The sequence below is a fragment of the Pseudomonas sp. SF2 genome, assembly GCF_036858055.1.
Lineage (GTDB): Bacteria > Pseudomonadota > Gammaproteobacteria > Pseudomonadales > Pseudomonadaceae > Aquipseudomonas.
The window spans coordinates 12,651-39,436 of sequence record NZ_JAMBDI010000003.1 but is presented as its reverse complement, the minus strand read 5'-3'; the positions used below and the strand labels follow the sequence as shown (position 1 = coordinate 39,436).

Annotated in this window: 23 protein-coding genes; 9 read left to right on the top strand and 14 right to left on the bottom strand. The window is 63.8% G+C overall.

Translation table 11 applies throughout. The features are described 5' to 3' along the window. Positions 1-280: 280 nt before the first annotated feature. Genes M2S36_RS01100 through M2S36_RS01085 form a run of 4 tightly spaced genes read right to left on the bottom strand, consistent with a single transcriptional unit; the run spans position 281 to position 2,891 of the window. Positions 281-1,600: an ATP-binding protein gene (locus tag M2S36_RS01100; RefSeq protein WP_333956559.1), complete on the bottom strand. Its 1,320-nt coding sequence runs from the start codon at positions 1,598-1,600 to the stop codon at positions 281-283. Next, entirely contained in the window at positions 1,597-2,265 is a 669-nt protein-coding gene (locus tag M2S36_RS01095; RefSeq protein WP_207835306.1) for a response regulator transcription factor, read from the bottom strand. The genes M2S36_RS01100 and M2S36_RS01095 overlap by 4 nt, the downstream gene beginning before the upstream one ends. After that, positions 2,266-2,580: a PepSY domain-containing protein gene (locus M2S36_RS01090; RefSeq protein ID WP_207835304.1), complete on the bottom strand. Its 315-nt coding sequence runs from the start codon at positions 2,578-2,580 to the stop codon at positions 2,266-2,268. Further along, positions 2,580-2,891 (bottom strand): PepSY domain-containing protein, encoded by a 312-nt coding sequence (locus tag M2S36_RS01085; RefSeq protein WP_207835302.1) that lies wholly within the window; start codon positions 2,889-2,891, stop codon positions 2,580-2,582. Before M2S36_RS01085 ends, M2S36_RS01090 begins: the two co-directional genes overlap by 1 nt. A 266-nt stretch (positions 2,892-3,157) precedes the next feature. On the opposite strand from M2S36_RS01085, the gene M2S36_RS01080 reads away from it, so the two are divergent. After that, positions 3,158-4,237, top strand: coding sequence for a patatin-like phospholipase family protein (locus M2S36_RS01080; protein WP_207835300.1), 1,080 nt, complete (start codon positions 3,158-3,160; stop codon positions 4,235-4,237). A gap of 53 nt (positions 4,238-4,290) precedes the next feature. After that, positions 4,291-4,647, top strand: coding sequence for a 6-carboxytetrahydropterin synthase QueD (gene queD, locus M2S36_RS01075; RefSeq protein ID WP_003256551.1), 357 nt, complete (start codon positions 4,291-4,293; stop codon positions 4,645-4,647). A gap of 47 nt (positions 4,648-4,694) precedes the next feature. Here queD and M2S36_RS01070 read toward each other — a convergent pair whose 3' ends face one another. Next, positions 4,695-5,174: a DUF1289 domain-containing protein gene (locus tag M2S36_RS01070; protein ID WP_333956557.1), complete on the bottom strand. Its 480-nt coding sequence runs from the start codon at positions 5,172-5,174 to the stop codon at positions 4,695-4,697. Positions 5,175-5,578: 404 nt separating this feature from the next. Here M2S36_RS01070 and acnB point away from each other — a divergent pair, with 404 nt between their 5' ends. Continuing rightward, a complete protein-coding gene (gene acnB, locus M2S36_RS01065; protein WP_207835421.1) occupies positions 5,579-8,188 on the top strand; it encodes a bifunctional aconitate hydratase 2/2-methylisocitrate dehydratase in 2,610 nt (869 codons plus the stop codon). Positions 8,189-8,300: 112 nt separating this feature from the next. On the opposite strand, the gene prpD is transcribed toward acnB, so the two are convergent. From prpD to M2S36_RS01035, 6 genes are all read right to left on the bottom strand, one after another. Then, entirely contained in the window at positions 8,301-9,785 is a 1,485-nt protein-coding gene (prpD, locus tag M2S36_RS01060) for a 2-methylcitrate dehydratase (protein WP_207835298.1), read from the bottom strand. A 64-nt stretch (positions 9,786-9,849) separates the two neighbouring features. After that, entirely contained in the window at positions 9,850-11,040 is a 1,191-nt protein-coding gene (gene prpF / locus M2S36_RS01055) for a 2-methylaconitate cis-trans isomerase PrpF (protein WP_063914029.1), read from the bottom strand. 134 nt (positions 11,041-11,174) lie between these two features. Continuing rightward, a complete protein-coding gene (gene acnD / locus M2S36_RS01050) occupies positions 11,175-13,763 on the bottom strand; it encodes a Fe/S-dependent 2-methylisocitrate dehydratase AcnD (protein WP_207835280.1) in 2,589 nt (862 codons plus the stop codon). 169 nt (positions 13,764-13,932) lie between these two features. Further along, a complete protein-coding gene (gene prpC / locus M2S36_RS01045) occupies positions 13,933-15,060 on the bottom strand; it encodes a bifunctional 2-methylcitrate synthase/citrate synthase (protein ID WP_333956556.1) in 1,128 nt (375 codons plus the stop codon). A 179-nt stretch (positions 15,061-15,239) separates the two neighbouring features. Further along, positions 15,240-16,130: a methylisocitrate lyase gene (gene prpB / locus M2S36_RS01040; protein WP_003259689.1), complete on the bottom strand. Its 891-nt coding sequence runs from the start codon at positions 16,128-16,130 to the stop codon at positions 15,240-15,242. Next, complete coding sequence (locus M2S36_RS01035; protein ID WP_025338439.1) at positions 16,127-16,843, bottom strand: GntR family transcriptional regulator; 717 nt, start codon at positions 16,841-16,843, stop codon at positions 16,127-16,129. The genes prpB and M2S36_RS01035 overlap by 4 nt, the downstream gene beginning before the upstream one ends. Positions 16,844-17,172: 329 nt before the next feature. On the opposite strand from M2S36_RS01035, the gene rloA reads away from it, so the two are divergent. From rloA to M2S36_RS01010, 5 genes are all read left to right on the top strand, one after another. After that, positions 17,173-17,709, top strand: a complete 537-nt coding sequence (gene rloA / locus M2S36_RS01030) for a retropepsin-like aspartic peptidase RloA (RefSeq protein WP_207835273.1) — start codon at positions 17,173-17,175, stop codon at positions 17,707-17,709. A gap of 5 nt (positions 17,710-17,714) precedes the next feature. Beyond that, on the top strand, positions 17,715-19,250 hold the full coding sequence (gene rloB, locus M2S36_RS01025; protein WP_207835271.1) for an osmotic stress tolerance membrane protein RloB: 1,536 nt from the start codon (positions 17,715-17,717) through the stop codon (positions 19,248-19,250). After that, the gene (locus M2S36_RS01020; RefSeq protein WP_063914025.1) at positions 19,250-20,230 is read left to right on the top strand and encodes an alpha-L-glutamate ligase-like protein; all 981 of its coding nucleotides are present in this window, start codon (positions 19,250-19,252) and stop codon (positions 20,228-20,230) included. Before rloB ends, M2S36_RS01020 begins: the two co-directional genes overlap by 1 nt. A gap of 199 nt (positions 20,231-20,429) precedes the next feature. Continuing rightward, positions 20,430-21,773 (top strand): aminodeoxychorismate synthase component I, encoded by a 1,344-nt coding sequence (gene pabB, locus M2S36_RS01015; RefSeq protein ID WP_207835269.1) that lies wholly within the window; start codon positions 20,430-20,432, stop codon positions 21,771-21,773. Positions 21,774-21,970: 197 nt separating this feature from the next. Next, positions 21,971-22,705: a phosphoadenylyl-sulfate reductase gene (locus tag M2S36_RS01010; RefSeq protein ID WP_233687859.1), complete on the top strand. Its 735-nt coding sequence runs from the start codon at positions 21,971-21,973 to the stop codon at positions 22,703-22,705. Positions 22,706-22,776: 71 nt separating this feature from the next. Here the strand turns inward: M2S36_RS01010 and cysB are convergent, their stop codons facing one another. From cysB to M2S36_RS00995, 3 genes are all read right to left on the bottom strand, one after another. Continuing rightward, entirely contained in the window at positions 22,777-23,751 is a 975-nt protein-coding gene (gene cysB, locus M2S36_RS01005; protein ID WP_010953293.1) for an HTH-type transcriptional regulator CysB, read from the bottom strand. A 128-nt stretch (positions 23,752-23,879) separates the two neighbouring features. Next, positions 23,880-24,377: a universal stress protein gene (locus M2S36_RS01000; RefSeq protein ID WP_063914023.1), complete on the bottom strand. Its 498-nt coding sequence runs from the start codon at positions 24,375-24,377 to the stop codon at positions 23,880-23,882. Between the two features lie 124 nt (positions 24,378-24,501). Further along, positions 24,502-25,449, bottom strand: coding sequence for a putative 2-dehydropantoate 2-reductase (locus M2S36_RS00995; RefSeq protein WP_207835265.1), 948 nt, complete (start codon positions 25,447-25,449; stop codon positions 24,502-24,504). A 231-nt stretch (positions 25,450-25,680) separates the two neighbouring features. On the opposite strand from M2S36_RS00995, the gene M2S36_RS00990 reads away from it, so the two are divergent. Beyond that, positions 25,681-26,757, top strand: a complete 1,077-nt coding sequence (locus M2S36_RS00990) for a 3-deoxy-7-phosphoheptulonate synthase (RefSeq protein ID WP_063914021.1) — start codon at positions 25,681-25,683, stop codon at positions 26,755-26,757. The last annotated feature ends 29 nt before the right edge of the window (positions 26,758-26,786 follow it).

Genomic DNA, 26,786 nt, shown 5'->3' with positions numbered 1-26,786 from the left:
GCCTCGTATTGCGGTTGCAATAGCACAAGGGGCTCCGTCCGTGGAGAGATGGAAACCGCAGGGTTTCGTGGGGGGAGTTTGCCGGGCGGGGTGAGATTGGGCCAATTCAAAAAAATGCGCCTGTACTGCAATTTTTTTGCAGTGGTGATATGGCCAGCACATTTCTCAGGCGCGCCGCGCAACTTGTGGGAGCGGGTTCACCCGCGAAAAATGCAACACGGTGCATGGCACCGGCTTCGCCGGTGTTCGCGGGTAAACCCGCTCCCACAGGGCCCCGACGTTATCGAGCCTTGCGCGGCAAGTCGATGCTTACCCGCAACCCGCCCAAGGGGCTATCCTGCAGCGCCAGGCGCCCGCCCCAGGCCTCGACGATGTCGCGCACGATGCCCAGGCCAAGGCCGTGCCCGTCAACCTGCTCGTCCAGCCGCGAACCGCGCTCCAGCACCTGTTGCCGCTGGCTCTCGGGGATACCGGGGCCATCGTCATCGACCCACACCTGGTAGCCCTCGGCACTCGGCGCAATACCCAGTCGCACCTCGCTGTCGGCCCACTTGCAGGCGTTGTCCAGCAGGTTGCCGAGCAGTTCCAGGAAATCCTCGCGGTCCCACGGCAGCAGCAGCCCGGGCGGCACATCCCTGGCCAACAGCAGGCCCTCGCCATGGATCATGCCCAGCGTCCCCAGCAACCCCGGCAGCTCGACATCGCAATCGAACTGCGCGCCTGGCAGCGCATCCCCCGCCAGCCGCGCACGGTTCAGCTCACGCGCCAGGCGCTGCTGAATCTGTTCCATCTGCTCGCGCAGCTGCGCGCGAACCTCTGGCAGGTCCTTCAGGCGCTCGCTGGAGGCCAGGCTCAGCAACACCGCCAGCGGCGTCTTCAGCGCGTGGCCCAGGTTGCCCAGGGCATTGCGCGAGCGGCGCAGGCTGTCTTCGGTATGGCTCAGCAAATGGTTGATCTGCCCCACCAGCGGCGCCAGTTCGCTGGGCACTTCAGCGTCCAGCTGCGAGCGCTGGCCCTGCTGCAACTGGGCGATCTGCTGGCGTGCCCGCTCCAGTGGCCGCAGCGAGCGGGTCACGGTGATGCGCTGCAACACCAGCACCAGGATCAGCGCCACCAGGCCCATGCCCAGGCCGATCTGTTGCAGGCGCCGAAAACCTTCGCGTACTGGCGAATAATCCTGTGCCACGCTGATCGAGATGTCCTGGCCCAGGCGCCGGTAGTCGGCACGCAGGGCCAGCAGTTGCTGGCCTTCCGGGCCGAGTTCGTGGCTGTCGGAAAGGCCCGGCACGGCGGGCTTGGGCATGTCCAGATCCCACAGCGAGCGGGAACGCCAGGTGCCTTTATCGAAATCGATGCGGAAGTAGTAGCCGGAAAACGGCCGCTGGTAGGCGGCCGAGATCCGCCGCTCATCCAGCTGCAGGCCGGAAGGCCCGCGCACCAGGGCCACCAGCAGGTTTTCACTTTCCTTGCGCAGGCCGTTTTCCAGGTAGCGCTGCAGGCCGACCTCGAACAACCACAAGGTCAGCTGTGCCAGCACCAGGCCAACCACCACCAGCACCGCCACCAGGCCCAGGCTCAGGCGCGCCTGGATCGACTTCACGCGACGCTCCCGGCGTAGATGTAGCCTTGCCCGCGGCGGGTCTCGATGACGCTGCGGCCCAGCTTGCGCCGCAAGTGGTTGACGTGCACCTCCAGCACGTTGGAGTCGCGCTCGGTTTCACCGTCGTAGAGGTGCTCGGCCAGGTGGCTCTTGGACAGGATCTGTTGCGGATGCAACATGAAGTAACGCAGCAGGCGAAACTCGGCAGCGGTCAGCTGGATATCCACGCCGTCACGGTTCACGCATTGCCGGCTTTCGTCCAGTTGCAGGCCGGCCGCTTCCAGCGTCGGCTGGTTGGCCAGGCCACGGGCACGCCGCAACAACGCCTGGATGCGCAGCTGCAGTTCTTCGGGGTGGAAAGGTTTGCTCAGATAGTCATCGGCCCCGGCCTTCAGCCCTTCGATCCGCTCGGCCCACGAGCCACGGGCGGTGAGGATCAACACCGGCGTGACCAGGCCTGCAGCGCGCCACTGGGCCAGCACCTCCAGGCCCGGCAAGCCCGGCAGGCCAAGGTCCAGGATGATCAGGTCGTAAGGTTCGCTCTGGCCCTGGTACACCGCGTCACGGCCGTCGGCCAGCCAGTCCACGGCGTAGCCCTGGCGCTGCAGGCCGGCGGTCAGTTCATCGGCCAGCGGCACATTGTCCTCGACAAGCAACAGGCGCATTCAGTCGTCTTCCTCGTCTTTGAGCAGGGCACCGCTGCTGGCGTCGAGCTTGATCTCGCGCACCACACCTTCAGCCGTCAGCACCTCGACTTCGTATTCGTAGCGACCGTCGTCTTCTTCCAGCTCGGCCTCCAGCAGACGCGCCCCGGGGTGACGCCCCAGGGCGGTTTCCAGCAGATGTTCGAGCGGCAGGATGATGCCCTTCTGGCGAAGTTCCAGGGCTTCGTCCTGGTCAAGGTCGCGGGCAACGGCCAGGGAACAGACCGCCAGCAGCGCCAGCGCGAGGTAGCGCGCCGGCCGCGGTAGGTGGATCATCAGTTATCCCGCTCGTCCTTCAGCACTTCACCGGTCCTGGCGTCCAGCGCCACGTCCCATTCGACGTTCTGCGTGTCGCGCAGCTCGACCTTGTAGATGTAGCGGCCGTACTCGTCTTCAAGCTCGGAGTCGGTGACGGTGGCGCCGGGGTGCTTGGCCACGGCGGCGGCCTTGAGTTCGTCCAGCGACTTGACGGTCTTGGCGTTGACCAGTTTGACCACTTCGTCGGGCTGCACATCCTTGGCGATGGCGGAATGGGCACCCAGGGCAAGGGCGGCGGCGACGGTGAACAGGGCAGTCAAGGGTTTCATCGTTCTTCTCTCCTGAGAACTGTACAAGTTGTCTACGGGGTTAAGATTAACCACCGGTCCTTAATTCAACCTGAAAACAACTGGCGGCATGATAGCGCAGGTCAGGCTACTGTCTCGCCATCACCCAATCCTGCGCGCCCCTGTGGGAGCGGTTTCACCCGCGAACACCGGCGCCACGGCGTTGGCTTCTTCGCGGCTAAAGCCGCTCCCACAGGGTATTCGCCTGAAGCCCTATAATGACCCGTCTGTCGTCCAAGAGTCCCGCCATGAGCGCCATTCACATCAAATACCCCGCCCTCACCTTCAAGGCTGGCCAGCGAGCCATGCGGCAGATCCGCGAGCGCGGCCTGCAGGCGGCCGATGTCGGTGTACTGCCGGGTGCGGCAGGCGGGCCGAAACCGCTGGGCATCCAGGGCCTGGACCTGGCGCTGTTCGGTGAATGGCTGCCGTCGGCACCACGCCAGCGTGCGCTGATCGGTGCCTCGATCGGCGCCTGGCGCTTCGCCAGTGCCTGCCTGGAAGACCCGGTTGCAGGCATCCGTCGCCTGGGCGAGCTGTACACCGAGCAGGATTTCGCCAAGGGCGTCACCCCTGCCGAAATCAGCCGCAGTTGCCAACACATGCTCGATGACCTGCTGCAAGGTCGTGACGGCCAGTTGCTGGCCAACCCACACTATCGCCTGAACATCCTGGTGGTGAAGAGCCATGGCCAGCTTGCTCACGACCATCGCGGCCGCCTGGGCCTCGGCCTGGGTTCGGTGATCGCCAGCAACCTGCTCGGCCGTTCGCGCCTGGCCCGGCACTTCGAGCGCATCATCCTGCACGACGGCCGCGCCGCGCCGCCGCTCGACACGCTGACCGACTTCCCCTCGCGCTGCCTGCCGCTGGACCTGGCCAACCTGCGCCACGCCCTGCTCGCCTCCGGTTCCATCCCTATGGTCATGGAAGGTGTGAAAGACATCCCCGGCGCAGGTGCAGGCACCTACCGCGACGGCGGCCTGCTCGACTACCACCTCGACCTGCCCTACCGCGGCGACGACCTGGTGCTGTACCCGCACTTCACCGACAAGGTCGTACCAGGCTGGTTCGACAAGGCCCTGCCATGGCGCAAGGGCGATGCTACCCGCCTGCAGAACGTGCTGCTGATGACCCCCTCGCCGCAGTACCTGGCGGCCCTGCCCTACGGCAAGCTGCCCGACCGCAACGACTTCAAGCGCTTCATGGGCGATGCGCCTGGCCGCAGGCGCTACTGGTACAAGGCCATTGCCGAGAGCCAGCGGCTGGGCGACGAGCTGCTGGAGCTGATTGCCACCGGGCGGTTGCATGAACGCCTGCAAGCCTTGTAGCGGCCATGCTGGTAGACTGCGCGCATTCTTGATTCACATAGAGTTATGACAGCGTGGAAATCTTCAAGGAATTCACATTCGAATCGGCCCACCGCCTGCCTCACGTCCCAGCCGGGCACAAATGCGGCCGCCTGCACGGCCACTCGTTCAAGGTCGGCCTGCACCTGACCGGCCCGCTCGACCCGCACACCGGCTGGATCCGCGACTTCGCCGAGATCAAGGCGATCTTCAAGCCGATCTACGAGCAGCTGGACCACAACTACCTGAACGACATCCCGGGCCTGGAAAACCCCACCAGCGAAGTGATCGCCAAGTGGATCTGGGACCAGGTCAAGCCGCTGCTGCCGGAGCTGTCGAAGGTGCGCATTCACGAAACCTGCACCAGCGGTTGCGAATATACCGGCGACTGATTCAAGTCATTTACCCGCGAAGAGGTCGGCAGAGTCATTACAAGGCTTCAGCCTTGCCCCGCCTCCAAGGCATCGCGCAGTAAGCCGGGGGCGATATAGCGCTGGTAATGCGCTTCTGAAAGCAGGAAGAACTCGCGGTCGATGGCATCGCGCAGCTGCGGCAGCTCCCAATCGCGAAATTCCGGCAGCAGCACCATGCCGTAGGCCTCCAGGTCACGGATCATCCGCGCCCCGCGGGCAATCAGCTGGTACGCCCAGCAATATTCCGACTGCTGCTCGACAAAGCGGATGGAGCGCTGCTCCAGTTGCTGGCGCAGCAGGCCTTTGTCGAACACTTCCAGCTTGGCCATCATCACCTGCACCAGCAGTTGCTCCAGGCGCAGCCACACGGCGCGCTTCTGCGCATCGTCGTAGCCGTTCCAGTGGATCACTTCGTGGTGGAACCGCTTGCAGCCACGGCACACCGTGTCTCCGTACACCGTGGAGCACAGGCCGACGCAAGGGGTCTTGATGGACTTGTTGGACATGAAAAACAACAGCTTGGCGGTGGAACACGGGCCCATGTTAGCCCTTTGTCTAACCAGGGTCACTCGTTAAAGTCATCTTCACCGCCTTACCTTCAGGCTTTTTTTACCGTAGAATCATCCCGCCTTTTCAAGGCAACAATGTCCGTTGGAAGCTGTTTTCAAAGCGTCACGAGCACAGTTCATCCGGTAGAACGGCGTTGGCCCGGGCCATGCATCCCTCGCATGCCCGTGCCAGCCCTCATCAGCTCCCGTTCTGCAGGCGTAAAACTTTGAAAGCAGCTTCTGTAAGGATTCTTTGCGACTCTGGCTGGGCGGCCCACAAAGCCGTGGCAGCGCATGGGTGCATCGAATGCTGGATGAGCGTCCCGGACTCCCTTTAGGGACCACTGATGAGGGTAATAACTGTGCTTGAAGCCTACCGCAAACACATCGAAGAGCGTGCCGCCCTGGGTATCGTGCCCCAGCCGCTGAACGCCGAACAAACTGCAGGCCTGGTCGAGCTGCTGAAAAACCCGCCGGCCGGCGAAGAAGCCTTCCTCGTAGACCTGATCACCCACCGCGTACCACCAGGGGTCGACGAAGCTGCCTACGTCAAGGCCGCTTTCCTCTCCGCCGTTGCCAAGGGCGAAGCCAAGTCGCCTCTGATCGACCGCAAGCACGCCACCGAACTGCTGGGTACCATGCAGGGCGGCTACAACATCGAAACGCTGGTCGCACTGCTGGATGACGCCGAACTGGGCGCCGTCGCGGCCGAACAGCTCAAGCACACCCTGCTGATGTTCGATGCCTTCCACGACGTGGCCGAAAAGGCCAAGGCCGGCAATGTTCACGCCAAGGCCGTGCTGGAATCCTGGGCTGCCGGCGAGTGGTTCACTTCGCGTCCGGCCATCGCCGACAAGTACACCCTGACCGTGTTCAAGGTGCCTGGCGAAACCAACACCGACGACCTGTCCCCTGCCCCGGACGCCTGGTCGCGCCCTGACATCCCGCTGCACGCCCTGGCCATGCTGAAAATGGCCCGTGACGGCATCGAGCCGCAGCAGCCTGGTTCGGTCGGCCCGCTGGCCCAGATCGAAGCGGTCAAGGCCAAGGGTTTCCCGGTTGCCTACGTCGGTGACGTGGTCGGTACCGGTTCCTCGCGTAAATCCGCCACCAACTCGGTGCTGTGGTTCTTCGGCGACGACATCCCGTACGTACCGAACAAGCGCGCCGGTGGCTTCTGCTTCGGCACCAAGATCGCCCCGATCTTCTACAACACCATGGAAGACGCCGGCGCCCTGCCGATCGAATTCGACTGCACCAACCTGGCCATGGGCGACGTCATCGACGTTTACCCGTTCAAGGGCGAAGTACGCCGTCACGGTAGCGACGAGCTGGTTACCAACTTCGAGCTGAAAACCGAAGTGCTGCTGGATGAAGTCCGCGCTGGCGGCCGTATCCCGCTGATCGTCGGCCGTGGCCTGACCGAAAAAGCCCGCGCCGAGCTGGGCCTGGGTAGCTCCGACCTGTTCAAGAAGCCAGAGCAGCCTGCCGATTCGGGCAAGGGCTTCACCCTGGCACAGAAAATGGTCGGCCGTGCCTGCGGCCTGCCGGAAGGCCAGGGCGTGCGCCCAGGTGCCTACTGTGAGCCGAAGATGACCACCGTCGGTTCCCAGGACACCACTGGCCCGATGACCCGCGACGAGCTGAAAGACCTGGCGTGCCTGGGCTTCTCCGCCGACCTGGTGATGCAGTCGTTCTGCCACACCGCGGCCTATCCGAAGCCGATCGACGTCACCACCCACCACACCCTGCCAGACTTCATCCGCACCCGTGGCGGCGTGTCGCTGCGCCCGGGCGACGGTATCATCCACAGCTGGCTGAACCGCATGCTGATGCCTGACACCGTGGGTACCGGTGGCGACTCGCACACCCGCTTCCCGATCGGCATCTCGTTCCCGGCCGGCTCCGGCCTGGTGGCCTTCGCCGCCGCCACCGGCGTCATGCCGCTGGACATGCCAGAATCCGTGCTGGTGCGCTTCAAGGGCAAACTGCAGCCAGGCATCACCCTGCGTGACCTGGTCCACGCCATCCCTTACTACGCCATCCAGAAGGGCCTGCTGACCGTCGAGAAGAAGGGCAAGAAGAACATCTTCTCCGGCCGCATCCTCGAGATCGAAGGCCTGAACGAGCTGACCGTCGAGCAAGCCTTCGAGCTGTCCGACGCCTCGGCCGAGCGTTCCGCTGCCGGTTGCACCATCAAGCTGCCAGAGAAGGCCATCGCCGAGTACCTGCAGTCCAACATCACCCTGCTGCGCTGGATGATCGGCGAAGGCTACGGCGATGCCCGCACCCTGGAGCGCCGTGCCCAGGCCATGGAAGCCTGGCTGGCCAAGCCTGAGCTGCTGTCGGCCGACGCCGATGCCGAATACGCCGAAATCATCGAAATCGACCTGGCCGACGTGAAAGAGCCTGTGCTCTGCGCGCCGAACGACCCGGACGATGCCCGCCTGCTGTCCTCGGTACAGGGCGAGAAGATCGACGAAGTGTTCATCGGTTCGTGCATGACCAACATCGGCCACTTCCGTGCTGCCGGCAAGCTGCTGGACAAGGTCAAGGGCGGTATCCCGACCCGTCTGTGGCTGGCTCCGCCAACCAAGATGGACGCTCACCAGCTGACCGAAGAAGGCTACTACGGCATCTACGGCAAGGCCGGCGCGCGCATGGAAATGCCAGGCTGCTCGCTGTGCATGGGTAACCAGGCACGCGTGCAGACCGGTTCGACCGTGGTCTCCACCTCGACCCGCAACTTCCCGAACCGTCTGGGCGACGCCACCAACGTGTACCTGGCATCGGCCGAGCTGGCTGCTGTCGCTTCGATCATCGGCAAGCTGCCGACCGTCGAAGAGTACATGCAGTACGCGAAAGACATCGACAGCATGGCTGCCGACGTTTACCGCTACCTGAGCTTCGACCAGATCGCCGAGTTCCGCGAAGCGGCAGAAAACGCCAAGATCCCGGTGGTTCAGGCGTAAGCTGAGTTGTAAGATGTAAAAGAAAGCCCCAGCAGAAATGCCGGGGCTTTCTTGTTTCAACCTGTACCGCCTTTTCGCGGCTAAAGCCGCGAAGAGGCCAGCACAGGCAACCTCAGATCACAAACAAATCCACAAACCTGTGCACCGCCATCTGTTCCAGCTTCTGCTGGTCCTTGCACACCTCAAGAATCTCCCCACACCGCTGCCTTGCAAAGCGCGTCGCCAGGTTGTCCCTGAACTTGGCCTCCAGCAACGGTATGCCCTCCCCTCGCCGCCGGCGATGCCCGATCGGGTATTCCACCACCACCTGCTCAGTATTGCTGCCGTCCTTGAAGAACACCTGCAGCGCATTGGCGATCGAGCGCTTGTCCGGCTCCAGGTACTCACGGCTGAAGCGCGGGTCCTCCACCACCTCCATCTTCTCGCGCAGGCGGTCGATGCTTGGGTGGTTGGCATGGAAGGCGTCTTCATAGTGCTCGGCCACCAGGTGACCGAAAATCAGCGGCACCGCCACCATGTACTGCAGGCAGTGGTCGCGGTCGGCGGCATTGGCCAGCGGGCCGCTCTTGGAAATGATGCGGATCGCCGACTCCTGGGTGGTGATGACGATACGGTCGATTTCGTGCAGGCGGTTACGCACCAGTGGATGCAGGGTTACCGCCGCCTCGCAGGCGGTCTGAGCGTGGAACTCGGCCGGGAAACTCACCTTGAACAGCACGTTTTCCATCACGTAGCTACCCAAGGCTTGCGGCACCTGCAACGCTTGCTGCTCGGAAGGCTTGAGTGCCAGGTCCTTGTTGGTGTGGCTGAACAGCACGTCGTAGAAGCCCCACTGCGGCGCCGTGAGCACGCCCGGCACGCCCATCTCGCCACGCAGGGCGATATCGGCCAGGCGCACACCACGGCTGGAAGCATCGCCAGCGGCCCACGACTTGCGCGAACCGGCGTTGGGCGCGTGGCGGTAGGTGCGCAGCGCCTGGCCATCGACGAAGGCGTGGGACAAGGCTGACAGCATCTGCTCGCGGTTGGCCCCCATCAGCCTGGCACACACGGCCGTGGAGGCTACCTTGACCAGTATCACGTGATCGAGGCCAACACGGTTGAAGGCGTTTTCCAGTGCCAGCACACCCTGGATCTCATGGGCCATGACCATGGCTTCGAGCACGTCACGCATGAGCAACGGCGCCTCACCACCAGCCACGCGTTTCTGCGACAGGTGATCGGCAACGGCCAGGATACCGCCGAGGTTGTCCGAAGGGTGGGCCCATTCGGCCGCCAGCCAAGTGTCGTTGTAGTCCAGCCAGCGCACGGTGCAGCCGATGTCCCAGGCGGCCTTGACCGGGTCGAGGCGGTAGGCGGTGCCGGGGACTCGCGCGCCGTTGGGCACCACGGTGCCTTCTACCTGAGGGCCGAGGAGTTTGGTGCATTCGGGAAAGCGCAAGGCCAGCAGGCCGCAGCCGAGGGTATCCATCAGGCAGTTGCGCGCGGTGTCCAGGGCTTCGGCGGATTCGACCCGGTACGTGAGGGCGTAATCGGCGAGGGTTTGCAGCACCCGGTCATAGTCCGGGCGGGCGTTGAAGTCTACGTTGGCGCTCATATGCAGCTCCTGTGAATTGGGGCTGCACAGCAGCCCTCTCTCGAAGCCGAGCGCCAATGGTGCGTTAGAAGCTATCGCCAGGCACGCGAACCCAGCCTTCCATCAGCACGCGAGCACTGCGGCTCATGATTGCCTTGGTCACTGTCCACTCACCATTCACCTGGCGTGCCTCGGCCCCCACCCGCAGGGTGCCCGAGGGGTGGCCGAAACGCACGGCGCTGCGCTCGCCTCCGCCAGCTGCGAGGTTGACCAGCGTGCCGGGAATGGCTGCCGCGGTACCGATGGCCACCGCGGCCGTACCCATCATTGCATGGTGCAGCTTGCCCATCGACAAGGCCCGTACCAGCAGGTCGATATCACCCGCCTGCACCGCTTTGCCACTGGACGCAGTGTAGGTGTTCGGTGGCGCGACGAAAGCCACTTTCGGCGTGTGCTGACGCCCGGCAGCCTGGTCGACGTTGTCGATCAGCCCCATGCGCACGGCGCCATAGGCGCGAATCGTCTCGAAGCGCAGCAGCGCCTGCGGGTCGCCGTTGATGGCGTCCTGCAGTTCGGTACCGGTGTAGCCGATATCCGCCGCATTGACGAAAATGGTCGGGATACCGGCATTGATCAGGGTCGCCTTGAAGGTACCGACACCCGGCACTTCGAGGTCATCGACCAGGTTGCCGGTGGGGAACATAGCCCCGCCGTCGCCATCTTCGTCGGCCGCCGGGTCGAGGAACTCCAGTTGCACCTCGGCGGCCGGGAAGGTTACCCCGTCCAGCTCGAAGTCGCCGGTTTCCTGCACTTCACCTTCGGTGATCGGCACATGGGCGATGATGGTCTTGCCAATGTTGGCCTGCCAGATGCGCACGGTGGCGATGCCGTTGCGCGGAATGCGTGCGGGGTCGACCAGGCCGCTGCTGATGGCGAATGAACCGACCGCGGCGGAAAGGTTGCCGCAGTTGCCGCTCCAGTCGACGAAGGCCTTGTCGATGCTGACCTGGCCGAACAGGTAGTCGACATCGTGTTCAGGCTTGATGCTTTGCGACAGGATCACGGTCTTGCTGGTGCTCGAAGTGGCGCCGCCCATGCCGTCGATCTGCTTGCCGTACGGGTCGGGGCTACCGATCACCCGCAGCAGCAGTGCATCGCGGGCCGGGCCGGGGATTTGCGCCTGCTCGGGCAGGTCTTGCAGGCGGAAGAACACGCCTTTGCTGGTGCCGCCACGGATGTAGGTGGCGGGGATTTTTACTTGCGGTACATGAGCCATGTTCAATTCCTGTCTTGCGCAGCCCCCTGCGGGAGCGGGTTCACCGGCGAAAGCGTCCGATCAGAAAACAATGTTGTATCTGCTGACGCATTCTCGGGTAAACCCGCTCCCACAGAGGACCGCGCTGCTCTTGATTAGGCGGTCGCTTCGAGGAAGTCCTGGGCAAAGCGCTGCAGCACCCCGCCGGCCTCGTAGATCGACACTTCCTCGGCGGTGTCCAGGCGGCAGGTCACCGGTACCTCCAGGCGCTCGCCGTTGGCACGGGTAACCACCAGGGTCAGCGTGGCCCGCGGCGTACGCGCGCCCAGCACGTCATAGGTCTCGCTGCCGTCCAGGCCGAGCGTCTTGCGGTCGGTGCCCGGCTTGAACTCCAGTGGCAGTACGCCCATGCCCACCAGGTTGGTACGGTGAATACGCTCGAAGCCTTCGGCGACGATCGCCTCGACACCGGCCAGGCGCACACCCTTGGCCGCCCAGTCACGGGACGAACCCTGGCCGTAGTCGGCACCGGCGACGATGATCAGTGGCTGCTTGCGATCCATGTAGGTCTCGATGGCCTCCCACATGCGGGTGACCTTGCCTTCCGGCTCGATACGCGCCAGCGAGCCCTGCTTCACGCTACCGTCTTCCTTGCGCACCATTTCGTTGAACAGCTTGGGGTTGGCGAAGGTGGCGCGCTGGGCGGTCAGGTGGTCGCCACGGTGGGTAGCGTAGGAGTTGAAGTCCTCTTCCGGCAGGCCCATCTTCGCCAGGTACTCACCGGCAGCACTGTCGAGCATGATGGCGTTGGACGGCGACAGATGGTCGGTGGTGATGTTGTCCGGCAGCACCGCCAGCGGGCGCATGCCGCGCAGGGTACGTTCGCCGGCCAAGGCCCCTTCCCAGTAAGGCGGACGGCGGATGTAGGTGCTCATCGGGCGCCAGTCGTACAGCGGCGCCACTTTCGGCCCACGGTCTTCCTCGATGGCGAACATCGGGATGTACACCTTGCGGAACTGCTCCGGCTTGACCGCGGCACGCACCACGGCGTCGATCTCTTCGTCGCTGGGCCAGATGTCCTTGAGGCGGATTTCCTTGCCATCGACCACGCCCAGCACATCCTTCTCGATGTCGAAGCGGATGGTACCGGCAATGGCGTAGGCTACCACCAGCGGCGGCGAGGCGAGGAAGGCCTGCTTGGCATACGGGTGGATACGCCCGTCGAAGTTGCGGTTGCCCGACAGCACGGCAGTGGCGTAAAGGTCACGGTCGATGATCTCTTGCTGGATCACCGGGTCCAGGGCGCCGGACATGCCGTTGCAGGTGGTGCAGGCGAAGGCGACGATGCCAAAGCCGAGCTGTTCCAGTTCCTTCTCCAGCCCAGCCTCTTCCAGGTACAGCTGCACGGCCTTGGAGCCAGGTGCCAGCGACGACTTGACCCACGGCTTGCGGACCAGGCCCAGCTTGTTGGCATTGCGCGCCAGCAGGCCTGCGGCAATCACGTTGCGCGGGTTGCTGGTGTTGGTGCAGCTGGTGATGGCGGCAATGATCACCGCGCCGTCAGGCATTTGCCCCGGCACTTCTTCCCAGCTACCGGCGATGCCTTTGGCCGCCAGGTCGCTGGTGGCGACGCGGGCATGCGGGTTGGACGGGCCGGCCATGTTGCGCACCACGCTCGACAGATCGAAGCTCAGGGTGCGCTCGTAGACGGCGCCGCCCAGGCTGTCGGCCCACAGGCCGGTGGCCTTGGCATAGGTTTCCACCAGCTTGACCTGCTGTTCTTCGCGACCGGTCAGGCGCAGGTAGTCGATGGTCTGCTGGTCGATGGCGAACATCGCCGCGGTAGCGCCATATTCCGGGGCCATGTTGGAGATGGTGGCACGGTCGCCCAGGGTCAGGGCACGGGCACCCTCGCCGTGGAACTCCAGGTAGGCGCCGACGACTTTCTGCTTGCGCAGGAATTCGGTCAGGGCCAGCACTAGGTCGGTGGCGGTGATGTTCGGCGCCAGCTTGCCGGTCAGCTCGACGCCGACGATTTCCGGCAGGCGCATCCATGAGGCACGGCCGAGCATCACGTTCTCGGCCTCCAGGCCGCCCACGCCAATAGCGATCACGCCCAGGGCGTCGACATGCGGGGTGTGGCTGTCGGTGCCGACGCAGGTGTCCGGGTAGGCCACGCCACGGTCGTTGTGGATCACCGGCGACATCTTCTCCAGGTTGATCTGGTGCATGATGCCGTTGCCCGGCTGGATCACGTCGACGTTCTTGAACGCCTTCTTGGTCCAGTTGATGAAATGGAAGCGGTCTTCGTTGCGGCGGTCTTCGATGGCGCGGTTCTTTTCGAAGGCCTGCGGGTCGAAACCACCGCACTCGACGGCCAGCGAGTGGTCGACGATCAGCTGTACCGGTACCACCGGGTTGACCTGGGCCGGGTCGCCGCCTTTGTCGGCAATGGCGTCACGCAGGCCGGCGAGGTCGACCAGCGCAGTCTGGCCGAGAATGTCATGGCACACCACACGCGCCGGGAACCACGGGAAGTCGAGGTCGCGCTTGCGCTCGATCAGCTGGCCCAGCGAGGCGTCGAGGGTAGCCGGGTCGCAGCGGCGCACCAGGTTTTCGGCGAGTACGCGGGAAGTGTAAGGCAGGCCGTCGTAGGCGCCGGGCTTGATGGCCTCGACCGCCGCGCGGGCATCGAAGTAGTCCAGGTCGGTGCCTGGCAGGTGCTTGCGGAATGCAGTGTTCATATCGTTATCAGGCTCGGTCACGGTATTCGGGGGCAGGTGCGGCTCAGGCCTCGGGGGCGCTACGCGCCCCTTTCGCGACACAAGGCCGCTCCCACAGGTACTGCGCCGTCCCTGTGGGAGCGGCCTTGTGTCGCGAAAGGGCTGCACAGCAGCCCCAGCGATCTATGACTCAGCGCTGTTCGATCGGTACGAACTGGCGCTGCTCGACGCCGACATACTCGGCGCTCGGGCGGATGATGCGGTTGTTGGCACGCTGCTCGAAGACGTGCGCCGCCCAGCCAGTCAGGCGCGAGCAGACGAAGATCGGGGTGAACAGCTTGGTCGGGATGCCCATGAAGTGGTACGCCGAGGCATGGTAGAAGTCGGCGTTGGGGAACAGGCGCTTCTGCTCCCACATGGTCTTGTCGATGGCTTCGGAAACCGGGTACAGCACCTTGTCGCCCACTTCGTCAGCCAGTTGCTTCGACCAGCCCTTGATCACCTCGTTGCGCGGGTCGGACTCTTTATAGATGGCATGGCCAAAGCCCATGATCTTGTCCTTGCGCTCGAGCATGCGCAGCAGCTCGGCAGTGGCTTCCTGCGGGCTCTGGAAGCGCTCGATCAGCTCCATCGCTGCCTCGTTGGCACCACCGTGCAGCGGGCCGCGCAGCGAACCGATGGCCGCGGTGACGCAGGAGTACAGGTCGGACAGGGTCGAGGCGCAGACGCGGGCGGTGAAGGTCGAGGCGTTGAACTCGTGCTCGGCGTAGAGAATCAGCGACACGTTCATCACCTTGACGTGCAACTCGCTCGGCTTCTTGCCGTGCAGCAAGTGCAGGAAGTGGCCACCGAGGGTGTCTTCGTCACTGGTGCAGTCGATGCGCACGCCGTCGTGGGTGAAGCGGTACCAATAGCACATCACCGCCGGGAACAGCGCCAGCAGGCGGTCGGTCTTGTCGCGCTGGGCCTCGAAGGTCAGTTCGGGATCCAGGGTGCCCAGCACCGAGCAACCCGTGCGCATCACGTCCATCGGGTGGGCGTCACGCGGGATGCGCTCGAGCACTTCCTTCAGGGCTTGAGGCAGGTCACGCAGGCCCTTGAGCTTGCGCTTGTAGTCGGCCAGCTCGGCCTTGCTCGGCAGCTCACCGTACAGCAGCAGGTAGGCGACCTCCTCGAACTCGGCACCGGCGGCCAGGTCACGCACGTCGTAACCACGGTAGGTCAGCCCGGCACCGGCCTGGCCCACGGTCGACAGCGCGGTCTGGCCGGCCACCTGGCCGCGCAGGCCTGCGCCACTGAGTACTTTTGCTTCGGCCATGGTGTTTCTCCTTTCTTGAACTTGTTATGGAAGTCTGGCTAATCGTTGAAACCTGTGCCGGCCCCTTCGCGGGTAAACCCGCTCCCACAGGGTTCCACAGGCATCGAGCATCACGCCGTACTTGTGGGAGCGGGTTCACCCGCGAAGAGGCCAGCCGCTCCAATGCAAATCTTCGACCTTCAGCCCTTCTTCTGGGCAAACAACGCATCGAGGCTCTGCTCGAAGGCGTGATAACCAATGGCATCGTAGAGTTCCATGCGGGTCTGCATGGTGTCGATCACGTTCTTCTGCGTACCGTCACGGCGCAGCGCGGTGTACACGTTCTCGGCCGCCTTGTTCATGGCGCGGAACGCCGACAGCGGGTACAGCACCAGCGACACGTCGACCGAGGCCAGCTCTTCGGTGGTATACAACGGCGTCGCGCCAAACTCGGTGATGTTGGCCAGGATCGGTGCCTTCACCCGGTCGGCAAAGGTCTTGTACATCTGCAGTTCGGTGATGGCTTCCGGGAAGATCATGTCGGCGCCAGCCTCGACGCAGGCGGCGGCGCGGTCCAGGGCGGCGTTCAAGCCCTCGACGGCCAGGGCGTCGGTACGCGCCATGATCACGAAACTGTCATCGGTACGGGCATCGACTGCGGCCTTGATGCGGTCGACCATTTCCTGCTGGCTGACGATTTCCTTGTTCGGGCGGTGGCCGCAGCGCTTGGCGCCAACCTGATCCTCGATATGGATGGCGGCAGCGCCGAACTTGCTCATCGAGCGCACGGTACGGGCGACGTTGAAGGCCGAGGCACCGAAACCGGTGTCGACATCCACCAGCAGCGGCAGGTCGCACACGTCGGTGATGCGGCGCACGTCGGTGAGTACGTCGTCCAGGCCACTGATGCCCAGGTCCGGCAGGCCCAGCGAACCGGCGGCGACGCCGCCACCGGACAGGTAGATGGCCTTGAAGCCGGCGCGCTTGGCCAGCAGGGCATGGTTGGCGTTGATGGCGCCAACCACCTGCAGCGGATGTTCAGCGGCAACGGCGTCGCGGAAACGCTGACCGGGGGTGCTCTTCACAGTCATTTCTCACCTCGTGGGCTGTTGTTGTGGGCGTCCAGGTAGTGACGCTCGATATTGCGCTTGGACGCGCCGATGTGGCGGCGCATCAGGAGTTCGGCCAGCTCGCCGTCACGGTCGGCGATGGCATCGAGAATGCGGTGGTGTTCGGCAAAGGCCTGGCGTGGCCGATTGGGCGTGGCGGAAAACTGGATGCGGTACATGCGCACCAGCTGGTACAGCTCGCCGCAGAGCATCTTGACCAGGGTCTGGTTACCGCTGCCCTGGATGATCCGGTAATGGAAGTCGTAGTCGCCTTCCTGCTGGTAATAGCCCAGGCCGGCCTGGAACGCGGCATCGCGCTCGTGGGTGTCGAGCACACGGCGCAGTTCGTCGATGTCGGCCTGGCTCATGCGTTCGGCGGCCAGGCGGCAGGCCATGCCTTCCAGCGATTCGCGAATTTCGTACAGCTCGATCAGTTCGGCGTGGTTGAGCGACACCACCCGCGCGCCCACATGCGGCACGCGCACCAGCAGGCGCTGGCCTTCGAGGCGGTGGATGGCCTCGCGCAGCGGCCCGCGGCTGATGCCGTAGGTACGCGCCAGCTCCGGCTCGGAAATCTTGCTGCCGGGGGCGATATCGCCCTTGACGATGGCCGCCTGGATGCGCCGGAAGACGTTTTCGGACAAGGTTTCCGTTTCGTCAGCCAGCACCGGGCTGGGGGTGGAGAGGTCCTGCATATTGTCGACACCTTGCAAATCTCTTTGCCAGAAATTAGCTAATTCGACCGAAGCAGTCAAAGACAAAATGAACATTGTCGACAATCGTCTAAGAACGAACTAACGCCGCCCCGGTGCTGTCTGATCGCGCACCGCTGGCGTCAAGGCGCCGGCGTGATAGAATGCCGCGCCTCCGATGGAGTATGGATAGCCTGTCTGTCATACATTCATGCTGTTGACAGATGAACGAGGAAGCTTGCGCAGTCGCTGCCAGTCGCCTTGCCCTGAACACGGCTCTGAACATGGCTTTGAAAACAGCCCCGAACCTTGCACTGCACCGCGCCAGGAATATGAGACTTACACCCGCATTATTGCTGCTCTGCCTCACCCTGCTGCCGGCCCTTGGCCAGGCTGCAGGCAAGACCGTGTACGGTCTCAACGAATATGCACGCCTGGGCGACCTGGACCTGGAAGTGGCCGCCAAGCTCGACACCGGCGCCAAGACCGCGTCGCTCAGCGCCCGCGACATCAAGCGTTTCAAGCGCAATGGCGAAAGCTGGGTGCGCTTCTACCTGGCCATCGACGCCGCCCATTCGCACCCCATCGAACGCCCGCTGGCACGTGTAAGCAAGATCAAGCGCCGGGCCGGCGACTATGATGCTGAATCGGGCAAGGCCTACACCGCACGCCCGGTCATCGAACTTGAAATCTGCATGGGCCAGGCCGTGCGCACCATCGAAGTCAACCTCACCGACCGCAGCGCCTTCCAGTTCCCGCTGCTGATCGGCTCCGAGGCGCTCAAGCACTTCGACGCGCTGGTCGACCCAAGCCTTAAATACGCGGCCGGCAAACCTGCCTGTGCCACCGAAGCTCCCAAAGCAGAGTAATCCCGATGCGCTCTCTTACCCTCCATCTGAAAGTCCTGATCACCGTGCTGGTGCTGTTGGGCGTGGCGGTCACGGCTTATCAGATCTTCGTACTCGGCATCCCGGTAACCGAGGATGAAACCGACGACCTGTGGAACATCGACGCCAAGGTCGAGTTCGTGGCCAGCACCAAGGACCCGGTCAAGGTGCAGATGTTCGTGCCACCGCTGAACCGCGACTACGTCAGCCTCAACGAGAGCTTCATCTCCAACAACTACGGGGTGAGCGTCAACCGTGCCGACGGCAACCGCAAGGTCACCTGGTCGGCCCGCCGCGCCAGCGGCAACCAGACCCTCTACTACCGCCTGGTGCTGACCAAGCGCTACAGCAACGAGAAGACCACGGTCAAAGGCCCGACCTTCCGTGACAGCCTGGCAGTGGAAGGCCCCGAGAAGATCGCCGCCGAGGCCCTGATGGCGCCGATCCGCCAGCACTCGGCCGACGTCGAGACCTTCGTCAGCGAGACCATCAAGCGGGTCAACAACCTCAACGACGACAACGTCAAGCTGCTGCTGGCCGGCGACACCACGACCATGAAGAAGGCCCAGGTCATCGACCTGCTGCTGTCGATCGCCCACGTACCGATGGAGAAGGTGCACACCATCCGCCTGGTGGCCGACACCCCGCAAACCCCGGAACTGTGGCTGCGCAGCTTCAACGGTACCGACTGGCTGTACTTCAACCCGGACACCGGCGAGCAGGGCCTGCCCAGCGATCGCCTGCTGTGGTGGACCGGTGACGACAACCTGATCACCGTCGATGGCGGCAAAAAGGCCAACGTTACCTTCAGCATGAACAACAGCGAGATGAACGCCATCCGCCTGGCCAAGCTGACCGACGAGAATACCGACGCCGACTTCCTCGAATATTCGCTGTACGGCCTGCCGCTGCAAACCCAGCAAACCTTCATGATCATGGTGATGATCCCGATCGGCGTGCTGGTGATCCTGGTACTGCGCAACCTGATCGGCCTGCAGACCCTGGGTACCTTCACCCCGGTGCTGATCGCCCTGGCCTTCCGCGAGACGCAGTTGGGCTTCGGTATCATGCTGTTCACGGTAATTACCGCGCTGGGCCTGTCGCTGCGCTCGTACCTGGAACACCTGAAGCTGCAAATGCTGCCACGCCTGTCGGTGGTACTGACCTTCGTCGTGGTGCTGATCGCAGCCATCAGCCTGTTCAGCCACAAGCTGGGCCTGGAGCGCGGGCTGTCGGTAGCACTGTTCCCGATGGTGATCCTGACCATGACCATCGAGCGCCTGTCCATTACCTGGGAAGAGCGTGGCGGCGGCCATGCCATGAAAGTGGCCATCGGCACCCTGTTCGCCGCTTCCCTGGCGCACCTGTTGATGATGGTGCCGGAGCTGGTGTACTTCGTGTTCACCTTCCCTGCCGTGCTGTTGATCCTGGTGGGCTTCATGCTGGCGATGGGTCGCTACCGCGGCTACCGCCTGACCGAGCTCGTGCGCTTCAAGGCATTCCTGAAGAAGGCTGACGCCTGATGTTTGGTCTGATCAAGACATGGAAAGCCCTGGAGGCCCGGGGCATCATGGGTATCAACCGGCGCAACGCGGACTACGTGTTGAAGTACAACAAGCGCCACCTGTACCCGATCGTCGACGACAAGATCATCACCAAGGAGCGTGCCCTGGCGGCCGGTATCCATGTGCCGGAAATGTACGGCATCATCGAGACCGAAAAAGAGATCGAGAAACTCCACCAGATCATCGGTGGGCGCAGCGATTTCGTCATCAAGCCGGCGCAGGGCGCCGGCGGTGACGGCATTCTGGTGATCGCCGACCGCTTCGAGGACCGCTACCGCACGGTGTCGGGCAAGATCATCAGCCACGAGGAAATCGAGCACCAGATCTCGAGCATCCTCACCGGCCTGTACTCGCTGGGCGGCCACCGCGACCGCGCGCTGATCGAGTACCGGGTAACCCCCGACCAGATCTTCAAGAGCATCAGCTACGAAGGCGTGCCGGACATCCGTATCATCGTGTTGATGGGCTACCCGGTGATGGCCATGCTGCGCCTGCCGACCCGCCAGTCCGGCGGCAAGGCCAACCTGCACCAGGGCGCCATCGGCGTCGGTGTCGACCTGGCCACCGGCGTGACCCTGCGCGGCACCTGGCTGAACAACATCATCAGCAAGCACCCGGACACCACCAACGCGGTGGATGGCGTGCAACTGCCGAACTGGGACGGCTTCATGAAGCTGGCCGCCGGCTGCTACGAGCTGTGCGGCCTGGGCTACATCGGTGTCGACATGGTGCTGGACCAGGACAAGGGGCCGCTGATTCTCGAGCTCAACGCCCGCCCGGGCCTGAACATCCAGATCGCCAACGACTGCGGCCTGACCCAGCGTACCCATGCCATCGAGGCGCACATCGAAGCACTGGCCAAGGATGGCATCAGCGAAGATGCCGAACAGCGCGTGCGGGTATCACAAGGCTTGTTCGGGCACGTGCACCCGCGCTGAAATCGCCGGGGCTGCTGCGCAGCCCATCGCGACACAAGGCCGCTCCTACAGGATCACGCAATCTCCTGTAGGAGCGGCCTTGTGTCGCGATAGGGCCGCAAGGGCGAAACACAGTGTTTGAATGTCGCCACAAAGCTAGGCGCATTTCCTGCACAGGTCTACAATCGCCCTCCTCGCTTTTACATCGCCGTCCACACTGATGCCGACCTGTACGCTCCACCCCCTGCCCTACCAGCCCGACCCTGCCGCCTATTTCGCCCGCCTGCGCCAGGCCCCCGGTGCGATCCTGCTGGACAGCGCCCGCCCCGGCGCCGAGCGCGGCCGCTTCGACCTGCTCAGCGCCTGGCCGCTGCAACACTTGCAGGCGCAGCCCGACGAAGATGGCCGCGCCTTCCTCCAGCGCCTGCGCGACGGCCTGGCGCAACTGGGCCACGCACAGCTGCCCGCAGGCAGTGAGCTGCCATTCGCCGGCGGCCTGATCGGCTACCTGAGCTATGACTTCGGCCGCCGCCTGGAACACCTGCCCAGCCTGGCCGTGGACGACCTCGGCCTGCCAGACGCGCAACTGGGCCTGTATGCCTGGGCGCTGGTCACCGACCACCAGTGCGCGACCAGCCAGCTGGTATTCCACCCGAGCCTGTCGGGCAGCGAATGCGAACGCCTGATTGCCCTGTTCGAAGCTGTCGACAACGCTGAAAGCGGCAGCTTCCAGCTACTTGCGCCGATGGCCGGCGACCTGCAGCCCGAGCAGTACAAGGCTGCCTTTGACCAGGTGCAGCGTTATATCCAGGCCGGCGACTGCTATCAGATCAACCTTACCCAGCGCTTCCGCGCGCCCTGCCAGGGCGACCCGTGGCACGCTTACCAGGCCCTGCGCAAAGCCTGCCCCACACCCTTCTCCGGCTACCAGCAACTGGCCGACGGCAGCGCCCTGCTGAGTTTTTCGCCCGAGCGCTTCATCCGCGTCAGTCAGCGCCAGGTGGAAACCCGGCCGATCAAGGGCACCCGCCCACGCGCCAGCAACCCGGCCGAGGACGCGCGCAATGCCGAGGAGCTGCTGCATAGCCCCAAGGATCGCTCGGAAAACCTGATGATCGTCGACCTGCTGCGCAACGACCTGGGACGCACCTGCGAGATCGGTTCGGTGAAGGTGCCGGAGCTGTTCAGCCTGGAGAGCTACCCCAACGTGCACCACCTGGTCAGCAGCATTACCGGCCAACTGGCCAGCGACAAGGACGCCCTGGACCTGATCGGCGACAGTTTCCCCGGTGGCTCGATCACCGGCGCCCCGAAAATCCGCGCCATGCAGATCATCGACGAACTGGAGCCGGCGCGCCGGGCGCTGTATTGCGGCTCACTGCTTTACGTGGACGTGCGCGGCGAGATGGACAGCTCGATTGCCATTCGCAGCCTGCTGGTCAAGGGCGGACAGGTCAGCTGCTGGGGCGGCGGCGCGGTGGTGGCCGACTCCGAATGGCAGGCCGAGTATGAAGAGTCGATTGCCAAGGTGCGGGTGTTGATGGAGACCCTGCAAGGCTTGTGATCGGTGGTGAATTCTTCGCGGGCACACCCGCTCCCACAGGGTACAGCGCACATCTGTCATGCTTGCACGTATCCTGTGGGAGCGGGCGAGCCCGCGAAGCAGCCACCACCGACTCCAAGTCCGTCTACCCCGCCATTTTTTGTTACCATCACCTTACTACGAGCGCACAGCGCCACAGCCACGATGGAAACCGCCTGATGAGCCAACCCTTCGACGTCGCCGCCCTGGCCGCGACCTATGCCAACAAGTCCCCGCAGGACATCCTCAAGCTTGCCTTCGAGCACTTTGGTGATGACCTGTGGATCTCCTTCAGCGGCGCCGAGGACGTGGTGCTGGTGGACATGGCCTGGAAGCTGAACAGGCAGGTCAAGGTGTTCAGCCTCGACACCGGCCGCCTGCACCCGGAGACCTACCGGTTCATCGACCAGGTGCGCGAGCAGTACAACCTGCCGATCGAAATCCTCAGCCCCGACCGCGCCAAGCTCGACCCGTTCGTCAAGGAAAAGGGCTTGTTCAGCTTCTACAAGGACGGCCACGGCGAATGCTGCGGCATCCGCAAGATCGAGCCGCTGCGCCGCAAGCTGGCCACCGTAAGCGCCTGGGCCACCGGCCAGCGCCGCGACCAGAGCCCGGGTACCCGCAGCCAGGTGGCGGCCCTGGAAATCGACAGCGCCTTCTCCACCCCCGAGCGCACCCTGTACAAGTTCAACCCGCTGGCGCAGATGACCAGCGAGGAAGTGTGGGGTTATATCCGCATGCTGGAGCTGCCGTACAACAGCCTGCATGAGCGCGGCTTCATCAGCATTGGCTGCGAGCCCTGCACCCGCCCGGTGCTGCCAAACCAGCATGAGCGTGAAGGGCGCTGGTGGTGGGAAGAGTCGACGCAGAAGGAATGCGGGTTGCACGCTGGCAACCTGATCAGCAAGGCATAAACGACTGGGGCCGTTGTAGGAGCGGGTTCACCCGCTCCCACAGGGGCCGTGAGGCCCCCAATATTTCTTGATCAGTGCACCGGCAGTTCGACGCCTTCGAACAGCTCTTCCAGCTCTTGCTTGTTATGGCACTGAATGGCCTTGGCCATCACTTCACGGGTCAGGTGCGGGGCGAACTTCTCGATGAAGTCGCACATGAAGCCACGCAGGAAGGTGCCACGGCGGAAGCCGATCTTGGTGATACTGGCTTCGAACAGCTCGCTGGCATCCAGGGCCACCAGGTCGCTGTCCAGCTTGGCGTCCACGGCCATGCCAGCGACGATACCCACGCCCAACCCCAGGCGCACATAAGTCTTGATCACGTCGGCGTCTGCCGCAGTGAACACCACCTTCGGCGTGAGACCACGGTGGTTGAAGGCCTCGTCCAGCTTGGAGCGCCCGGTGAACCCGAATACATAGGTGACAATCGGGTATTCGGCGACGGCTTCCAGGGTCAGCTTCGGCAGCTTGGCCAGCGGGTGACCTTGCGGCACCACCACGCAGCGGTTCCACTTGTAGCACGGCATCATGATCAGGTCGCCGAACAGTTCCAGCGCCTCGGTGGCGATGGCGAAGTCGACGGTACCATCCGCGGCCATCTCGGCAATCTGCATGGGCGAACCCTGGTGCATGTGCAAGGACACTTCCGGGTACTGCTTGATGAAGCTGCTGATCACCGGCGGCAAGGCATAACGCGCCTGGGTGTGAGTGGTGGCGATGGACAGCGTGCCCTTCTTCTCGTTGGAGAACTCCTGGGCAATCTGCTTGATGCTTTCGACCTTGCGCAGGATTTCGCCGGCGGTATTGATGATGCGCTCACCTGCCGGGGTGACGCGGGTCAGGTGCTTGCCGCTGCGGGCAAAGACTTCAACACCCAGTTCATCCTCGAGCAGGCGGATCTGCTTGCTGATACCTGGCTGGGAGGTATACAGGCTCTGCGCCGTCGCGGAGACGTTGAGGTCATGGTGCGCCACTTCCCAGATGTAGCGCAGTTGTTGAAGCTTCATAGGTTCCCCTCGGTTCAGCGATGAGTCCGCGGCAGCAGGCAGCGACGATATATAACTATATTAGTGGTTCTGGAAATAAATCTAGAACTATTTTGTTACATACCCCCGGAAATAGCCTACGGCTATCTTCATGCTTTCCTACGCCCCAAATGCTGCGCCAGCGGCACCATGTACACCGGCACCGGCGACAGCTGCAGCAGCCGCACCGCCGTGCGCCCCAATGGCACATCCACGCCGGCGCCGGCACTGTGGCTACCGAAAATCAGCAAGTCGACACTCAGCCGCTGCGCCTGCTCGAGGATCACCTGCGCCGGGTCGCCCTGACGCACCCGCACGGCCCTGATCACCGCCAGGTCGGCCTCCTCGCCCAGCTCGTCTCGAAAGTTTTCCAGCACGCGCTGCTCGATATTGGCCATCACCGTGTTCACCCCTTGGCTGTGCAGCTGGTCGAGCGTCTGTTCATCAAGGTAGCTTTGCAGGAGGGATTCAGCGAACTGACCCATGGGTTCTACCGCGTGGATCACATACAACTCGGCGCCGAATGTGCGCGCCAGCGCCAGCGCGTGTTGCATGACAAAAGGGGCGTAGACACCGAGGTCGGTGGCGTACAGCATGGAGTGGATCATTCGACCTCCTCGACTGCCACTGCGGCAGAGCAAGCTTCAGCTTAGCAGCGCGCCGGACACGCGCTTTGCCGTCCGGCGTGCTGCTGCCGCGGGCTGCAGAGCCCCGGCGAGGCCAACGCCCCCCTTAGCGGGGCTGCTTGCCGCGGTCGATAAAGGCCAGCGCCTGGTACAGCATTTCCATTCGCGGCAAGTGGCAGCCTGCCGCACGCGCCTGCGCCAACGGCTCGGCATAGATGGCCTGCAGCTCCAGCGGGCGCTTGTGGACATGGTCGTGGTACATGCTGGGCCAGTAGTCGGGCATGCGCTCGGTCACCTGGAACAGGTGCTCGGCATACCCCTCGGCCAACACATGGCCACACGCCGCCGCGCCCTGCACCACCTCGGCCATCAAGGCCTGGACAAGGGCGCGACTATGGCTGTCGGCCATCAGCGGCGTGGTACTGGCGCCGAGCAGCACCGACAGGCCGTTGTAGGGCACGTTCCACACAAGCTTCTGCCAGCGTGCCTGGGCCAGGTCGGGCATGGCCTGGGAGTCGATGCCCGCGGCCTGGAACAACCCCGCGCCTTCATTGACCAGCGCGACACCGCCATCGCTGGCCGGCCCGCTGTGGTAACCGAGGTTGACCGCACCCAGGGCCTGGTGGCGGATCACGCCGGGCGCCTGGCGGTTGACGCAGATGAAACACAGGCCGCCAAGCAGGTGCATGTCACTGCGCAAGGCGGGGCGCAACTGCTCCTCCACGCCCAGGCCGTTCTGCAGCAGTACCACCTTGGCGCCCGGCGCGGCCACCTGCACGATCAGCGGCGCCAACTGGTCATTGCTGGTAGCCTTGGCCCCTACCAGCAGCCAGTCGCAGGGCGGCATGTCGGCGGCACTGGCATAGGCCTGCACCTTCATTTGCAAGGTGCCGTGAACGGCACTGTCCAGCGCCAACCCTTGCTCGCGGACAACCTCGTACTCGCTGCGCAACAGGAAATGCACATCGAAGCCGGCCCGGGCCAGCATCAACCCATAGAAGCCGCCGATGGCGCCACTGCCAATGATGCCGATACGTGGTGTGTGCGGATGCATGCCGATCTCCAGGTAAAAGTCAGCCCTCTTTTTACACAGGTTGTGCAGCGCTGGGCAGCCCATGCGCGGCAAACACCTGCCATCTCGGAAAAACCCCACACGGACTGGGCCTGGCCCATTGTCGCGCCACCTGTAACGCGCTAAGGTTCGGCTCCCCGCTGCGATTATTCTTGCTGCTGGGCCGCACGGGGATAGTTGGCGGCCGGCACCCGTGACCTGACGAGTAACACGATGGCTGATTTACCGATCGATGACTTGAACGTTGCCTCCAACGAGACCCTGATCACCCCCGATCAGCTCAAGAAGGAAATCCCCCTCAGCGCCAAGGCCCTGCAGACCGTGACTGCCGGCCGTGAAGTGGTGCGCAATATTCTCGACGGCAAGGACCATCGCCTGTTCGTCGTGGTCGGCCCTTGCTCGATCCACGACATCAAGGCCGCCCACGAGTACGCCGAGCGCCTGAAAGTGCTGGCCGAGGAAGTGTCCGACACGCTGTACCTGGTCATGCGCGTGTATTTCGAAAAACCGCGCACCACCGTCGGCTGGAAGGGCCTGATCAACGACCCGTACCTGGATGACTCGTTCAAGATCCAGGATGGCCTGCACATCGGCCGCAAGTTGCTGCTGGACCTGGCCGAAATGGGCCTGCCGACCGCCACCGAAGCGCTCGACCCGATTTCCCCGCAGTACCTGCAAGACCTGATCAGCTGGTCGGCCATCGGCGCCCGCACCACCGAATCGCAGACCCACCGCGAGATGGCTTCGGGCCTGTCCTCGGCAGTCGGCTTCAAGAACGGCACCGACGGCGGCCTGACCGTTGCCATCAACGCCCTGCAGTCGGTGTCCAAGCCGCACCGCTTCCTCGGCATCAACCAGGAAGGCGGCGTGTCGATCGTCACCACCAAGGGCAACCCGTACGGCCACGTGGTACTGCGCGGCGGCAACGGCAAGCCGAACTACGACTCGGTCAGCGTCGCCCTCTGTGAACAGGACCTGGCCAAGGCCAGGATCAAGGCCAACATCATGGTCGACTGCAGCCACGCCAACTCCAACAAGGACCCGGCCCTGCAACCGCTGGTAATGGAGAACGTCGCCAACCAGATCCTCGAAGGCAACCAGTCGATCATCGGCCTGATGGTCGAAAGCCACCTGAACTGGGGCTGCCAGTCGATTCCGAAGAATCTGGACGAGCTGCAGTATGGCGTGTCGATCACCGATGCCTGCATCGACTGGTCGGCTACCGAGAAGACCCTGCGCAGCATGCGCGCCAAGCTGAAGGATGTGCTGCCGCAGCGCAAGCGCGGCTGATACAAGAAAGCGGGGCCGCTTCGCGCCCC

Bases quoted from the DNA above. Each gene is read 5' to 3' on its own strand.
- M2S36_RS01095 (WP_207835306.1), bottom strand. From the start codon at position 2,265: ATGCGCCTGTTGCTTGTCGAGGACAATGTGCCGCTGGCCGATGAACTG.
- M2S36_RS01090 (WP_207835304.1), bottom strand. From the start codon at position 2,580: ATGATCCACCTACCGCGGCCGGCGCGCTACCTCGCGCTGGCGCTGCTG.
- M2S36_RS01085 (WP_207835302.1), bottom strand. From the start codon at position 2,891: ATGAAACCCTTGACTGCCCTGTTCACCGTCGCCGCCGCCCTTGCCCTG.
- M2S36_RS01080 (WP_207835300.1), top strand. From the start codon at position 3,158: ATGAGCGCCATTCACATCAAATACCCCGCCCTCACCTTCAAGGCTGGC.
- M2S36_RS01070 (WP_333956557.1), bottom strand. From the start codon at position 5,174: ATGTCCAACAAGTCCATCAAGACCCCTTGCGTCGGCCTGTGCTCCACG.
- prpD (WP_207835298.1), bottom strand. From the start codon at position 9,785: ATGAGCGCCAACGTAGACTTCAACGCCCGCCCGGACTATGACCGGGTG.
- prpF (WP_063914029.1), bottom strand. From the start codon at position 11,040: ATGGCTCATGTACCGCAAGTAAAAATCCCCGCCACCTACATCCGTGGC.
- acnD (WP_207835280.1), bottom strand. From the start codon at position 13,763: ATGAACACTGCATTCCGCAAGCACCTGCCAGGCACCGACCTGGACTAC.
- prpC (WP_333956556.1), bottom strand. From the start codon at position 15,060: ATGGCCGAAGCAAAAGTACTCAGTGGCGCAGGCCTGCGCGGCCAGGTG.
- prpB (WP_003259689.1), bottom strand. From the start codon at position 16,130: ATGACTGTGAAGAGCACCCCCGGTCAGCGTTTCCGCGACGCCGTTGCC.
- M2S36_RS01035 (WP_025338439.1), bottom strand. From the start codon at position 16,843: ATGCAGGACCTCTCCACCCCCAGCCCGGTGCTGGCTGACGAAACGGAA.
- rloA (WP_207835273.1), top strand. From the start codon at position 17,173: ATGAGACTTACACCCGCATTATTGCTGCTCTGCCTCACCCTGCTGCCG.
- rloB (WP_207835271.1), top strand. From the start codon at position 17,715: ATGCGCTCTCTTACCCTCCATCTGAAAGTCCTGATCACCGTGCTGGTG.
- M2S36_RS01020 (WP_063914025.1), top strand. From the start codon at position 19,250: ATGTTTGGTCTGATCAAGACATGGAAAGCCCTGGAGGCCCGGGGCATC.
- pabB (WP_207835269.1), top strand. From the start codon at position 20,430: ATGCCGACCTGTACGCTCCACCCCCTGCCCTACCAGCCCGACCCTGCC.
- M2S36_RS01010 (WP_233687859.1), top strand. From the start codon at position 21,971: ATGAGCCAACCCTTCGACGTCGCCGCCCTGGCCGCGACCTATGCCAAC.
- cysB (WP_010953293.1), bottom strand. From the start codon at position 23,751: ATGAAGCTTCAACAACTGCGCTACATCTGGGAAGTGGCGCACCATGAC.
- M2S36_RS01000 (WP_063914023.1), bottom strand. From the start codon at position 24,377: ATGATCCACTCCATGCTGTACGCCACCGACCTCGGTGTCTACGCCCCT.
- M2S36_RS00995 (WP_207835265.1), bottom strand. From the start codon at position 25,449: ATGCATCCGCACACACCACGTATCGGCATCATTGGCAGTGGCGCCATC.
- M2S36_RS00990 (WP_063914021.1), top strand. From the start codon at position 25,681: ATGGCTGATTTACCGATCGATGACTTGAACGTTGCCTCCAACGAGACC.